At 34.5% G+C, this 14,075-nt stretch carries 18 protein-coding genes; all 18 read right to left on the reverse strand.

The genetic code is table 11. The features are described from left to right. Positions 1-11: 11 nt before the first annotated feature. The 18 genes from C0966_RS17025 to C0966_RS17110 all read right to left on the reverse strand — a co-directional run bounded on the left by C0966_RS17025 (position 12) and on the right by C0966_RS17110 (position 13,682). On the reverse strand, positions 12-1,070 hold the full coding sequence (locus C0966_RS17025; RefSeq protein ID WP_274856938.1) for a DnaA N-terminal domain-containing protein: 1,059 nt from the start codon (positions 1,068-1,070) through the stop codon (positions 12-14). Positions 1,071-1,659: 589 nt separating this feature from the next. Then, positions 1,660-3,504 (reverse strand): LPD1 domain-containing protein, encoded by a 1,845-nt coding sequence (locus C0966_RS17030; protein WP_274856939.1) that lies wholly within the window; start codon positions 3,502-3,504, stop codon positions 1,660-1,662. 85 nt (positions 3,505-3,589) lie between these two features. Beyond that, a complete protein-coding gene (locus tag C0966_RS17035; protein WP_274856940.1) occupies positions 3,590-4,666 on the reverse strand; it encodes a DUF6094 domain-containing protein in 1,077 nt (358 codons plus the stop codon). After that, positions 4,647-4,976 carry a hypothetical protein gene (locus C0966_RS17040; RefSeq protein WP_274856941.1) on the reverse strand — a complete coding sequence of 110 codons (330 nt, stop codon included), beginning with the start codon at positions 4,974-4,976 and terminating at the stop codon, positions 4,647-4,649. Before C0966_RS17040 ends, C0966_RS17035 begins: the two co-directional genes overlap by 20 nt. 120 nt (positions 4,977-5,096) lie before the next feature. Further along, positions 5,097-5,540 carry a single-stranded DNA-binding protein gene (locus tag C0966_RS17045; protein WP_274856942.1) on the reverse strand — a complete coding sequence of 148 codons (444 nt, stop codon included), beginning with the start codon at positions 5,538-5,540 and terminating at the stop codon, positions 5,097-5,099. After that, on the reverse strand, positions 5,540-6,184 hold the full coding sequence (radC, locus tag C0966_RS17050; RefSeq protein ID WP_274856943.1) for a RadC family protein: 645 nt from the start codon (positions 6,182-6,184) through the stop codon (positions 5,540-5,542). The genes C0966_RS17045 and radC overlap by 1 nt, the downstream gene beginning before the upstream one ends. Positions 6,185-6,234: 50 nt before the next feature. Continuing rightward, positions 6,235-6,579, reverse strand: coding sequence for a DUF6018 family natural product bioysynthesis protein (locus C0966_RS17055; RefSeq protein WP_274856944.1), 345 nt, complete (start codon positions 6,577-6,579; stop codon positions 6,235-6,237). A gap of 195 nt (positions 6,580-6,774) precedes the next feature. Next, positions 6,775-7,938, reverse strand: a complete 1,164-nt coding sequence (locus tag C0966_RS17060; protein ID WP_274856945.1) for a DUF418 domain-containing protein — start codon at positions 7,936-7,938, stop codon at positions 6,775-6,777. Positions 7,939-8,260: 322 nt separating this feature from the next. Next, positions 8,261-8,428 carry a hypothetical protein gene (locus C0966_RS17065; RefSeq protein WP_274856946.1) on the reverse strand — a complete coding sequence of 56 codons (168 nt, stop codon included), beginning with the start codon at positions 8,426-8,428 and terminating at the stop codon, positions 8,261-8,263. Next, the gene (locus C0966_RS17070; protein ID WP_274856947.1) at positions 8,425-9,579 is read right to left on the reverse strand and encodes a hypothetical protein; all 1,155 of its coding nucleotides are present in this window, start codon (positions 9,577-9,579) and stop codon (positions 8,425-8,427) included. The genes C0966_RS17065 and C0966_RS17070 overlap by 4 nt, the downstream gene beginning before the upstream one ends. Before the next feature lie 55 nt (positions 9,580-9,634). Next, complete coding sequence (locus tag C0966_RS17075) at positions 9,635-9,877, reverse strand: hypothetical protein (RefSeq protein ID WP_274856948.1); 243 nt, start codon at positions 9,875-9,877, stop codon at positions 9,635-9,637. Between the two features lie 86 nt (positions 9,878-9,963). Beyond that, a complete protein-coding gene (locus C0966_RS17080; protein ID WP_274856949.1) occupies positions 9,964-10,845 on the reverse strand; it encodes a hypothetical protein in 882 nt (293 codons plus the stop codon). An 88-nt stretch (positions 10,846-10,933) separates the two neighbouring features. Then, a complete protein-coding gene (locus tag C0966_RS17085) occupies positions 10,934-11,317 on the reverse strand; it encodes a hypothetical protein (protein WP_274856950.1) in 384 nt (127 codons plus the stop codon). Positions 11,318-11,375: 58 nt separating this feature from the next. After that, complete coding sequence (locus C0966_RS17090; RefSeq protein WP_274856951.1) at positions 11,376-11,771, reverse strand: hypothetical protein; 396 nt, start codon at positions 11,769-11,771, stop codon at positions 11,376-11,378. A gap of 44 nt (positions 11,772-11,815) precedes the next feature. Next, positions 11,816-12,037 carry a hypothetical protein gene (locus C0966_RS17095; protein ID WP_274856952.1) on the reverse strand — a complete coding sequence of 74 codons (222 nt, stop codon included), beginning with the start codon at positions 12,035-12,037 and terminating at the stop codon, positions 11,816-11,818. A gap of 39 nt (positions 12,038-12,076) precedes the next feature. Beyond that, positions 12,077-12,478, reverse strand: a complete 402-nt coding sequence (locus tag C0966_RS17100; protein ID WP_274856953.1) for a hypothetical protein — start codon at positions 12,476-12,478, stop codon at positions 12,077-12,079. Next, a complete protein-coding gene (locus tag C0966_RS17105; RefSeq protein WP_274856954.1) occupies positions 12,475-13,008 on the reverse strand; it encodes a hypothetical protein in 534 nt (177 codons plus the stop codon). The genes C0966_RS17100 and C0966_RS17105 overlap by 4 nt, the downstream gene beginning before the upstream one ends. A 347-nt stretch (positions 13,009-13,355) precedes the next feature. After that, positions 13,356-13,682, reverse strand: a complete 327-nt coding sequence (locus tag C0966_RS17110; RefSeq protein ID WP_274856955.1) for a hypothetical protein — start codon at positions 13,680-13,682, stop codon at positions 13,356-13,358. Between the last annotated feature and the right edge of the window lie 393 nt (positions 13,683-14,075).

Genomic DNA, 14,075 nt, shown 5'->3' on the forward strand with positions numbered 1-14,075 from the left:
TTCGATCGAGGTTAAATTACTTCAAAGGTTAATGTTTCTATTTCCATATCATATTCTTTTAATGCTTCCTTAATAAGATGTTCATACCTTTCTTCCAGCCATTCTCTGGCAAAATCATTAGGTGCTAAAATGATAATGGAATTTTGGTCTTTCTTTAACAAGACGTCTTTAAACCACGTTTCAAAAGAGGGTTTAGATATTTTACTTGATACATATGATTTTAGGATATTAAGGAGCATTAATTCTGATTCATCCATGTTCTTTTCATGTTTTACTTGCTTAGCTGGCTTGTTGTTTGACTTCTTTGCTGATTTGATGATTTCACCAAATTGTTGCCATTGTCTGTAGATTTCCTCAAAATCAATATTCTTTTCCAGGCTGATCGTTTCATTATTATTAATCATAGTTTTAACGTACTTCTCATGCTCTATCCTAAGTCTTTCCGGCAGTCCTTTTTGTTCTTTTTTTAACGCCTTTTTAATGTGAGCAGGAGCATCTTCCGGAATCTCAATATCCGGGTTTCCGTAGATCAAGGATTCAGTCAGTAAAGGAACCTTCTTTCTTATTTTAAAAATCGGTCCTTCCTCCGCTCCGTCTCTTGAACGGTTTAAAACGTTAAATTTATATGCAAAGCCATAACGCTCCAACAATTCCATATAGTTATGTATGGTAGGGCGTGATTTGTCCATTTTCAAACTGATTAATTCAAAATTAGGAAAGCACCAATCCTTATTACCATAGGCAAATCGCTTTAGATGTCCGTATAGAGCTAAACCTTCAGCATTTAGATAATAGCCCCAAAAATCGAACAAATAGTTATTAAAGATGGTTAATTCTCCGTCTATATAAGGAATGTTTTCTCCGTATGCATCTAATGAAAATTTGCGAACTTCTTCTTCAGTAAATTTTACGCGGTCATGCTCTGGATAATAATAGAGCCTTGTTATTAAATTCTCTTCATTTTGTTCTTTTAATAATTTTAAACGAGGTTCAACCGATCCTGTTTCAACAGCTCTGAAATATTCCAGATGATCCTTATTCCCTTTTAGATTTCTTCTTTCTTCTTCCAAAACAAAAAACCTCCGTTTCTATTACCCCTCCAAAAAAAGGAAATAATAGCCGAAGATTTCTTACTTGAAATTAAACTTATGTATTGATACAATGGGAGTAAATTTAATATAGTACAAGTAAGAAATCCCGCCATCTAGAATTTCATTTAATCTATCCAGCGGCCAAACTGATTGGATTAAATGAAATGTTATTGGTGGGTTTTTTATGTTTAATTTTTTGTTTTTTTATAAAGAAATATCTACAAAGTCTTATATATCATAATAACAAAATAAGAGATATTTCGCTATAAACTGATGGCCGTTTTCAAAAGATGTCGAAATTTGGAAACAAAAAAACCCTAGCATAAGAAACCGATCATATAAATCGGTTCAATGCTAGGGTTCTTCCCTTTAATCTTCAATTGTCGTGTACTTTTATTTAAACATGATTTACTATAAATTTCAACAAGAGCAATAAGTGATATATGATGACCCCTAATACGTGCAAGCATAAAAAAAGCTTCCCTATAGGGAAGCAGTAATTCTAACTGTCCACTGTTAATTAATATTATAACTTTGTAATTTAGTTTCCACTATTTAATCCGAAGAGTCAAATTAATTTAAGTTCTTTAATAAACTTGATAATTTCCTCAAACTTTTGGTTAATAGCTTCTCTCTCCTCACCCATCGGGAAAGCTAGTCCATCATGAGTGCCAGCAACTAAGTAGTCATTTTTTCTTCCCGCTGCTTTTAATTTATCTTGTATAAAAGATTCAAAAGCACGAGCGGCAAGTTCGATATTTGAGCTCCAATATTTTCCTTCCTTCCCCTTATCTAAACCTATTGAGGCTTGAAGATATTGAGATTTTTCGGAAGGATAAGGAATTTGCTCAACCCGTTCTCCGGTTTGATTTTCGTGATACCACGCTAACGCTAAAGCAAATTCCTTGATTGCCCTCTCATGCTTCTTCATTAGTTTCTCAACATCTTTATCGGTGTAAGTGTAGTAAGAAGCTAAGCGAAGATGGGCTTCAAGATTTGACCTTTCAATAGCAACCTTTTTTTCCATCGCTTTAAACAAGTCACCATTATGGTGTTTGTACGATTGTTTAAAGATGGTTCCTCTCCATTTATCCCCCGGTTTATTGGTGTTCTCGTAATAACTCACGCTATTCCCCTTTTTAATAACTTCCATTAATTCTTCAAATAGGAGTTTTAAATAAGAATCAACATTGTCACCTAATGTTTCAGGTTCAGATGCGTACCCTCTTTTCCCGTTTTTAGAATTGTGGCTGAGATCATAAAGGTGATTATCCAATGCGTGAAACCATTCGTGCGCCAACACGCCTAAACAGCCCTTTTCTTTCGTCATATTAATAACCTTGGACAATGGCTCATAATGCGCCAAAGAATTACCTCCGCGTCCACGGGCTCCATATGCCATTGCTAATGTTCCGTTTAAGGAAATTGATGAATAATCTAACCCTAATAATTCCGCAAGATCCATCATGGCTTCTGAGGAGCGAAGAAGATGTTCCATTCCTTTTTGATCCCCTATATAATGGCCAAACTCTACACCACGAAATTGAAAGAAAGTTAAAAGATCTTCTGGTTTTTCAATGGTGCTTTGAGCCCCTCCAATGCGGTCAGGACGTTCAGGGAAGTTTCTTTCCCATACCGGTTTACGGGTAGATACTTTCTTTTTCTCTTTTTTATTTAATAAGTCGTCCCAGGATTGAACTTTTAAAGCATTGGTCAAAGTACTGCGGTAGCTTTGATTGCTTTTAAAGAAGTTACAGAATTTCTCCCCCAGACTTCTTAACCCTAACTCTTTAGCCTTTTGACACTTTCTAAGACTTTCCTTAAAGATCAATCCTTTTCGATATGCCTCTTTCCATTCCTCAGTACCATTTTCAAGAGTTTCTAATTCGGCCATGATAGCATCCAAACGTTTTTCATAAAAGCTCGGATTATTACTCTCATTCCGAATTGACTCCGCTAGGTCATTTAAGAAAGGATAAAGATCATCCCATACTCTTACAGACTCCATTTTAGAAAGGAGGTACTGTGCTGCTTTCATAAATTTAAGCCGGCTTTCCTTTGAATCAATTGCGGGAGTAGCATCCACTCGTTGAATCAGAAGTTGTTTAGCCCGGGCTACAGCTGGCTCAGTTCCATTTTCTTTTTCCTTTTCTAAACTAAATCCTTTAAAGAGCTCATGTTTAGTAATAATTTCTGCGGCCAGTACTGTACTGATATTCTCGATCTCTTCTAAAAGAGTAAGGGATTGCTTTTTCTCAAATTCTTTTCTTAAGGCAGCCATATCTTTTCTAGCACCGCCTATCTTTTCTCCTACGTCATAAGCAACCTTTTTTGATGCTTGCTGTACTGTGCGAATATCTAAATGAACATTGTCTTCCTTTGCTATATGAAATAAAGAAAGCTGAGTTTCCATGTAGATAATCAACCTCCAATTTGTCTTTGTTAATGAAAAAAGAGGTAAGAAGAAATATCTCCTTAACCCTCTTTTTGTTTTTGTTTTAAACCAACTTCCGTATTAATCCAGAAGGGGTTATTATTTTTACTGACACATCACGTTTTGTCCTGGTCTTTGTTACAGTTGTGACCGAACCGTTATCATGAGTCCGTTTTTCTTCCTCCGTAACCTTCGAGACTATTTCAAGTCCTTGGACCAGATGATAGTTGTCTCCTTCGCCAATTTCTCCATTCACTGCACCGCTTGCTAATAACAACGCCATTTGGCCTTGATTAAGAGGAAGGATCGGATTACCGCCAATCTCAAGCTGTTTTGGCTTGGAGCGGTTAATAAAGGCTTGAAATCCTTTACTATTTCGAATACCTTCAACATAATCAGATTTGTTGGCAAGCTTGGTATAGAAGGTTTTTAATTCTACGATTCCCGTTGGTACCTTCCATTTTTTTTGGGCCGTTACGAATCGATCAATGGGAGTTACTTTCTCCATGACAAATTCATCGGATCCCATATGAATCAAGAAATCAAAGAGTGTTTGGTTAAACTCTTTATGTTTACCAGTTTTCTTATTACCAATGAAGATACACTGGCGGAAATCATCATAGTCCTCATCCGAAAAGCGCATAATGCCAACATCAAAGAAATAAGTGGCTAAATATCTGGCTATCCGCTTATCAGCAAAACGATAAGACGGAATCACATAGATCATCAGCCCTTTTTCTTTTAAGTAGCGCGTGTTTCGAACAAGTTCCTGCCACTCTTTACGGTCAGCGGAATCATCATCCATCCCTTTCATCGTAAAGTCATAGGGCGGATTAAGATAAAGAAGAGATACTGCCTCATTTTGTATCACCATGCTCTCAATTGGAGCGTTAATACAATGGCTTAACAATGAGAGAGCTTTTTCCGCTCTCCCTTTGTCAAGCTCAACTCCATAAGTAGAGATGGTACAATCTTCGCTTTGAAAGGGTGAGGATAGTTGGTGAAGAATTTCTCCTTCTCCACAAGTTGGGTCTAACCACACTCCGCTGCCTTCAACATCAAGTAATTTAATTAAATATTCTCCTTGTCGTTCTGGAGTTGCAAAAAAGCCGGCAAGGATTTTATTGCCAACACGACTCATTTAAAACTCCCCCTAACAGATTAGTTTTTGTTTCAGCCCAGCTTCTTTTTGCCTTCTCTTCAATAAAGTCCTGATAAGGATCTCGAAAGGTATCTAACAAACTGATAAGCTCTTTAAAATCTTCTTCAGCGATAGCAGCCTTTTTGAAATAGTTTATTAGGTGGGTAATAGCCACACATTTAAACATCTTATCCTGCTCTGAATATGCCCTTTGAATAGGTTCATAAGCAAGAAATGGAAGGCACTCTTTTGCTTTTTGGAAGAATGGTTCAACCGCTGTAGTATCTTCATAGCAATGCGGTATTTTCATATTCACGCCCCCTACTTAAAAGGAAAAACTTAAAGTATTTTTTCATGATTTAGCCTCCGAATGGTTTTTAATAAAGGAAAAAGCGCTCACTCTAAAAGAATGAACGCTTTTAATGTATGATTATCCAAACGGCCATTCACCGTTATCAATCTCTGTACCACTATTGATGAATGGATCTTCGTTCTGTGGGTATCCGTTATTATTTTGATAGCCACTATTGTTGGAGCGGTTATTTTCGCCAGAATCTTTTTTGTTCGGTTCAAGGAACCGAACTTCATCTGCGATAACTTCCATAGTGAAAACTTTTTTTCTGTCTTTTTCAAAAGAACCGGTTTTCAATACTGCTTCAACTCCAACAAGATTACCCTTCTTAAGATACTTGCTACAATTTTCAGCGAGTTTCCTGAAGGTTTTTATTTGAATAAAGTCAGCTTCCCGTTCTCCCTGTTGATTCGTATATTTACGATTCACAGCAAGAGTAAAAACTGTAACTTTATTATCATTAGTTCCTCTTATCTCTGGATCCTTTGTTAAGCGACCAGCTAAAATGACTTTATTCCACATTATAGATACCCCTTTTCTTTTAATGATGTGTATGTGCCACCGTGACCAATAATCACATGGTCAAGAACTTCAATACCAACCATAATGCCTACGTCCTCTAATCGTTTCGTAATTTCAATATCACTCCGGGATGGAAATGGATTCCCAGATGGGTGGTTATGCGAGACTATGATAGAAGAAGCACTTAAACGAATAGCTTCTTTGAATACCTCGCGTGGATGTATGACACAATTATCTAATGAACCTTTAAATATGTTTTTTCGCCCTATAACCACATTCTTCGTGTTTAGAAAGATAGCATCAAAATGTTCCTGTTCTAAGTAAGACAGGTCAGAAAAATATTTTGCTGCATCTTCCGGAGAGCGTACAATATATGCTTGTTCAATCTTATATTTGTTCAACATGTTAGCTAGTCCAAAACAAGCTAATATTCGATCTGCTGTAGTTTCTCCGATGCCTTCATACGAAAGGAATTCCTCTCTCGATAAAGAAGAAAGACCTTTAACACCGAGAGAAGCTAATTGACCGGTTACAGTTGGGTCTGCCTTAGGTCCGATTAATACCGCTAATAGATTTTGAAGAGAGGTATTTTCGGTACCATAAAACATCATTTCCTCTTTTGCTATTGCAAAGTGTTTGTTCATGTTTCAACAACCTTTCTTAAAGTCTCTTAATTTGTTTTTTAATGCGCCCCTTATTCTTCAATATCAAAGAAGTAACTTAAAACTGCTTTTTTTGCACGTTGGAGGATGGAAGGTTTTAACGTATAATTTGTACTTAAATGATACGTTTTCTCCCCTTTTAGTCTCCACATTACAGTTCCACCAGTAGCTTTTTCGACAGCACCAACAAATGTAAGAATTTCGCGAATAGCAAAATCTTGATTAATAGATTTCGCACGGTATATTCTGCGATCACCATTTGTTAAAACTAATTCTGCAGTTACACGATACTTATCACTGTTAAGAATTTTAATATGCTTTCTACAATCCTCAATAACATCTCTTTTTCCTAATAACTCCGGCATAGTAACTGCCATTTAAACCACCTATCCTTTCTGGAATGAAAATTTATTTTAAACGCAAAAAAGCGTTCTCCAGAAGGATTCTCAAAGCACATAGAAATGTGCTTAAAGAATCGTTCCAAAGAACGCTGCGTTTAATAACATAACCCGCTAACCATAACTGGTTGCAATAAAATCAAAAAATCAAAAAATACTTATGTATTCATCTTACTATTTACTTAATGGTTTATCAACTAGTAATTTCCTAGTATCCTTGATTTGCCCATAGGTAACTTTTCTCCAAATACTTTCTATTGGGCCATAACTATAAAATTTTAACCATTGCCGGCTAAAAACCATTTGTAATATAACAATGACTATTGCTATTCCAATATTTAAGACAGGAGATATTTCCCCGTAAAATCCAAAACCTTTAAATATCACAAAACCTATAATAGATTGTAGCAGATAATTGGTCATCGACATTCTGCCAATACTTGAGATTTGCTCTTTAATTATTGTCAATTTAGGAGCAAAGAGAATGATGGTTAAAGCATAAAATAGACCGATTAGTGGTCCTCCAAACGTTTCAGCTAGATGATAATATAAAAGGTAGCTAGGATTAATTAGAGGCAATAATTTTAGTGAATATCCTAATACTCCGGCTGCAAGCCATGCCTTTTTTACCTTAAATGCATTTTCTGTGATATATGTAAGCCAATTGCTTTTAGTGATAAATAGTCCAAACAGGAACATTGGAAATATGCTAATAAAAATAAATGGGATACTTTGAAGATTGTACAGCTGTATCCAATCATAGAAATTTTGTTTTAGTGTGCCTACAATACTGCCGCTTCTATAATTAAGGATTACTTCCTGAATGGTAGAAGCATCAGCGGAGGGTATTATTTGATAATTAGATAAATAAAGGAAAACTGAATAAATAACGTTTGGTATGAGCAAGATTGATAAGCCAACGAGCAACAATATATTCTTTCTTACATGATTTAACGGAATCAAAAGGAATCCTAAAATAGCATACACGATTAAAATATCCCCATGCCATACAAGAAAAGCATGAACGGCACCGATCACTAAAAGAGCTATTAGTCTTTTGGTGAAAACAAAATATGGATTTAACCCTCTACTTTTCGCACTTTCAAATATAAATCCCATGCTAATACCGAATAGTAAAGCAAACAAGGGATAGAAGCTTGAATGTGCAATTATAAAAATGAACCATTGGAAAAATTGTTCTGCAGAAGATTTCCAATAGAAGCTTGGGAAAGAATCGTAAAGTTCTGGCCAGTTAAATGACTGAACATTTACAAAAAGTATTCCAATTATGGAAAAACCCCTGATCATATCCAAAAATTCTATTCTTTGTTTTTTCAATCGAATAAATCCCTTCTATATCTAAATTTATTGATTAATTAGAGTACGTTTGGTTGTAAAAATAGTACTAATTTTCCCTTTATCGCTGTATCTTATAGAGAATTAAATTATAGAAATTTGGAAAGGATGAAAATGAGGTGGTTTAGTATGGGGAAAGTTAGGGATATAAAATCCATAGCAAGACCAATAAACTTAAACGATAGGCAAGAAAAATTACATGAACGTAGAAAAGAGATACAAGAAAAGCATGAGTACCTAAAGAAAAAAGTGCGAAATTTTTTCAGAAATTAAAAAAGAGGAAGCAATGCCCCCTCTCTTGTATTTATTTGCTAGAGAGTACACTCTCCGTAATATGATAATTGGATTTTATTATCTTACTTACTCTTTTTTGTAAATCCCTGTATTGCTGGTCAGTTTTTCTTTGACGGTCTGCAATAATATCCCTTTGATTTTTAAATTCAATTACACCGGATTTTTTTGTGGTTATCATTGATTAACCGCCCCCTTTTCTTCCTTTGGGTCAAAATCTTGAGATAACAAACATAATGCATGGACTAATCTATATATCTCTTTTGACTCTATTATATCATTTTCAACTAATAGTTTCCAAGCTCTAGTGTTAGAATCATCAAAGTGAAAGTTATAAACCCAAATAGCTTTTTGGTCGATTCGCATTCTATAGGACACCACTACATGGCCAGGATATGGATGATTAAAATAAGGCTGATCTAAATTCTCCTTAATAACCTTTACCACTCCATAATGCGAATATCTTGGATCACTGAGAGAAATTTCTTCAGCCGTAATTCCGGATGTACCCACATCTTCAATTTGAACTAACTTGTCACCTCTTAACTCATAAAGGGTAAAACCAGTAAGCACATTCAAATCCTTCTTAGTGAGTCCTTTATTGTGCATTCTAAACAAAAGAGTATTCAGGTCTTTCAAGAGTTGGATGACGTATTCAAACTCTGTAAGCAACTCGTCTCTTTCAGAAATCAATTCTTCTGTGAATGCATTATACTCGGAAGTAATCTCTTCGGCATTTTTATTAATATCTTTGATTTTCTCTTCAAAATAATGAATTTTAGATTCATAATTCGTTCTTTCATTTTGAAGGAAATCATGGATAAGTCTTTCAACTAATCTATATCCTTCTTTTGAATTCGTTACGTAATCGTATATCCCTTTAAAGTAAAATTCCCCTTGTGGATCAAGAAACGCCGCTTTAAATAAATCGTATTCTTGTCTTCTAAATACCTGATAGGCTCCAGTATGAAAGTGATCACTATCAAAACGGGTGAGTTGAGGAAAATAAATTGCCATAGTGATTAAATAACCTATAAATCCGCTCGCAAACGGGGTAACCCATGCTGATAAATCAGTTGGGATAAAAAGAAGCGGTCCAAAGATTGCCGAAAGTAAAGGCAAGAAGGCTACAAAGAACTTTCCGGTAAAAAAGGAAATAATTCCTTGCTGAAGCTGCAAAACTTTTTCTATGTCCCTTAATGGTGCAGTTGCTAACCAAACGTACCAGGATGAGTATTTTTCATCGATGTAGCTTGATTTAAGCTTTTCGATTACAGGGTCGAACTGATTACTTATATTTAATAACCGGCTATGATAATTTTTTTGATCCATCTATATCCCTCACCAGAATCGTCAATAGTTAAGATAACATATTTTATCCATTCTCCTAAATAACAAATGCTAGCTGCCCGTTTTTATTATGAGATACTGGAATAGATTCCGATGTGGCAACTGCATTTGATAGTTTTTTAGTTTTTTTGCTTAATCCTTCTGACAAAGCAGATAAAATTAAATGATTTAGGGCTGCCTTTTTCGTTTCTTCTGTAAACCTTCCATATTGCCAGCCTAACCATCTATAAACATTCTCTGCAGCTTCTAGTTTATATAGTAATCCAACTGCTAAATGCATGAAAAGGGGGAATCCCCGCTAAACATACATTTAGCAGAGGATTTACACCCCCTAATTTCATGATAAGTTTACTGATTGATTTATACTTAAGCCCCTATTCGATTAGCAGCCGCAAGCCGATTTTTTTCATCTAGCATATTAAGGATTTTCTGCTCATCCTCTAAAGACATAACTGAAAAGTCCAATTCAATATCAACAATCGTTTTGAACTGGTCAATTTCTTTCTTGGAGATGGTACCGTTTAAGATAAATCGCTCTAAAAGTTTAGCATTAGGTTTACCATATTCGATCAGTATCCACTCCCCAATATAATCATAAATAGCAGAAATATCGTATTTCACAGGATTCGTTTGTAAAGAAAGACTTCCGTATTTATGCTGAACCGGTTTTCGCGATTGCTTTGGAATAGTCTTTAATTTTTCAAATTCCGGTAATTTTAACATCTTCCTCATTAGCATTTCGTACTCATTAGTTAAAATCTTGACTCTGGGTTTAAGAATGGCCAGATCTCTTGCCATATCAGTCAAATTCCACTGGTCTGTTATTTCAAATGTATTGGGAAGTTTGTTAAGCTCCCTCCCAATCTTATTAAAATTCGGTTTAACATAATAAGTATCTTCTAGCTTAAAGTCCTGAATCATATCGAAGTACAATACATTGCTCTGTAACTTTTTATTGTCAATTTCCACAACATGTAGCAAGAGCCCCAGGTCATATAAATACTCATTTAATCCAATATAGTCCGTTTCATAAATCTTTTTAGCGGTGAAGCGGCCAACCAGATTAAACTCAGAGAATTCATGACGTTTTGTTTCGGATGACTCAAGACGTTCTCTCATGGAAGAAGTTAATTTTTTAATTTTCTCTTTCGTTTGCTTTAATTCCGGATAAGTTCCATCTTCTATAAACTTTTCCATCATTTCAGCAGCAACGGATTGCTTTATTGTTTTAGGCTTTTTATTACTCATAAAATCACCCCATAGGACTCCCCTATCTAGTATCAGGGAGTCTTTTATTAAAGAATCCCTACTAGAAAGGGAGAATACATATGGAGTTTTAAGCGATTTTAATTAGTGTTAATGGTCGAACTTGGCTCCATTCTTCAAAATCCTTATAGGCTTGTCCTTGTGTATTTGAGAAGATATTTACTTTCTCTACTATTGGGATATGAACAAACGCCTGGAATAAATGTAATTCTGGTTCTTCATTTTCTCTAAACGATTTTAATTCCTGCTCAATCCACCTTTTGACTGAAGGTTGATTACAGAACAAAATTTTCCCATATCTTTTCTTGAGAACGAAATGATTATCGAGGTGTCCTACAATCACAATTTCGTAAACATCTTTATGAAGATACAGAAAAGCAGGAAGGTTTGAAAGGTTTACTAAGAATTCAGCCGATGTATTATTTTCTAATAGAAACGCTTTACAAATGGCCATTAGAATACCTCCGATATTGAAGTGTTCTTATAAAGTTTTATATGGTTTACGGTTGAGATTAGGCAACTTGAGTAACATCTGTTGGTGGGAAAATACACCAATCCAAAAAGTCTCTTTCTGCCTGTTCCTTTGTCGTTGAATATATGAAATAGGTTTCAACTTTCCGTACTTCAACAGAGACTTTATATAAACTTAACCGTTCCCAGGTGCCAAGAGTTTCCGCTCTTTGTATCGCTTGTAAGGAACGTTCCAACATCGTTTTTAATTCATTGCTACAACAATCTACAATTTCTCCGGATTCCATTCTTAAAACGAACAAGCTGTTTGAACCGATCACATTTAAATCAGAACAATGTCTGTGTTGATGAAGGAATTTGGTTAAACAGTTTTCGCTTACTAAGCATTCTTCTATTTGAGAATCACCATTCATATAAACTTTGTAAATAGTTTGCATATCCTTAACCCTCCGATACTTTAATTAGGGAGAATAATCTCCTTTTATGCAGCCACTAACACATCAATAATCTTTAATTCGCCTGCTTTTAACCCAACTTGTAACTTTACAGGCTGCCCAGCTAATTTTCCGATTTCAACTGAATATAAATAACCGTATTCTTTGCTGAATTTTTGAAATTGCCCATGCTGTTTAAGTAGGTTCAGCAATCGTTTTTTATTACGATTAAAATATTCTAAGAAACGTTTTTTATTTGACTCAGCCATTCGTATTCATCCTTTCACCTATACAAGATTTGGAGTTAATCAATTAGAATTAACAGAAGATATTGCAGAAATAAAACGAACATTTTTTCCATGCTCATGATTTAGAATTTGGCGAACATGGAACTCATTTACCGCAGGGATGACTTTTTCGCGCTTTATCCATTGGTTCTGTATAAAGGCTAGAAAAGAAACTTTAAAATCTTTTCTTATGCATCTTTCTCCGTTATAAAACTCTTGATTTGGCAAAACAGCAGTAACGTTATCCGTCTTAAGAAAGGTTCGTGGTAAATCTTCACCTTTTTCTATTTCAATCCAGGCTGGATCATTAAACATTAGATGGTGAATCTGAACCTTGCCTTCAGCAATCATTTCTCCATTTCGATAAATCTTGTCAGGTGTAACAATAAAATGGTTATCTTTTGCAAAAAACTCAATTATCATGCAAATTCCTCCTCGGCGGCTAAAGAAAAAAGATCGTATTCTACCGGCATTAATTCTTCCCGGATAAAATCGATCTTTTTTAAACATTCCACCATTATAAGTTTTTGATTTTTTTTACTACGAATCTGTAGAGTTACAGTATTGTTAACAATAACAATTCCTACATTTTGTTTTGTAAATAATCCTCTTGAGTCAATCATTTGGTATGAGGGTCTTTTTAGTAATTCTTTCATCCAGCTTTCATTCTGCATTGATGGATGTGAAAGGATATACTCAACCCCTGTAACATGAGCGCCAAAACATCCAAGGGATAAATCAAATAGATAAGCCCCACCATGAATATCACCATCAAAAAACACTCGATATGCTTTCATGCTATCTCTAGGTTGGTTTTTAAAAGGTTCAATTCGAAAGGTAGTCCCGTCCATTTTCCACTCAAATCCGTTCTTAACAGATTTAAAGTGTATCCCTTTTAAGCCTCTTTCTAATTGTTCGGGTCCTACTGGAGCAAAGCATGTAATTTTATACATCTTCTTCATCTCCAAATTTCTTCTCTAAACAAGATTCAGAACAATAGACATTCCCCTTGATCTTGTAATAAGAAGTAACACAAATTAGATTACACCCGCAGCATACATTTTCCATGAAATACCCAGCCTTTCTTAAAGTTTTTTTTTGCCCCTTGAAAAATTATTTTTTTAATCTAACCACCTCCTAAAAACACAAAAAAGGCCTTTAGGAACAGTCTAATTTGCATAAATATGCTCATGACTGAACCCAAAGGCCCCGTATTTTGATAGGTACCAAAATAAAAAAACAAAAACAAAAAAGTTTATATATAAATATTACCATTTTGCTGCTCTTTGTTTCAAGTACCCTATGATAGTATTTTATTAATAAGACTAATAAATTCTTTTTCATCTGAAACCAAGGAGCAAACTTGTTCTGCTTGTTCTTTAGTTATGTATTTTTTAAAATCATTGTTATTTTCCAAAGATAAACCCAGTTTTTCCGCTTCTTTAAAGGGTAATTCTCGTATATGAGAAACTAAAATTTCAGGTTTAACAGTTTTATTAGTTTCTGTTTTTTCTGTTATTTCTTTTGTTACCGAAATCAACTCAACTAAAGAATCCTGCTCTCCTTGAAATAAAACTCTTTTAATGAAAAATGAATTGTCATTTAAATAATTGTATATTGTATTCATCATTTAAACCCCATTATTATCATTTTTTAAATACCTTAATCTTTATCTATGTATATCTCTATTTTAATTTTTATAAAAAAAATTACTGTATAATTCCACAATGAAATTTATATTTTTATCATTTTTTTAACTTTATCATGAGCCATATCTTACTCAGTATAACTATTCACGAAATTTAGTATTTAATGGAATTTTATATACTCTTTATTATACAAGAGGGAGTTAATAATGGTAATTGGAACATGAGTTCTAATTATTTACAGATAGAAACATTTTTGCACACAATTTTACAACAAAAAATAAAGCATGTCTCGTCTCTTGTAAAGGAATAAAGGACACCTGTAGAATGACAGACAATAAAGTTATTTAATTTTAAAACCTCAAACACCCATA

Origin of the sequence: Bacillus methanolicus, assembly GCF_028888695.1 — a bacterium.
GTDB lineage: Bacteria > Bacillota > Bacilli > Bacillales > Cytobacillaceae > Bacillus_Z > Bacillus_Z methanolicus_B.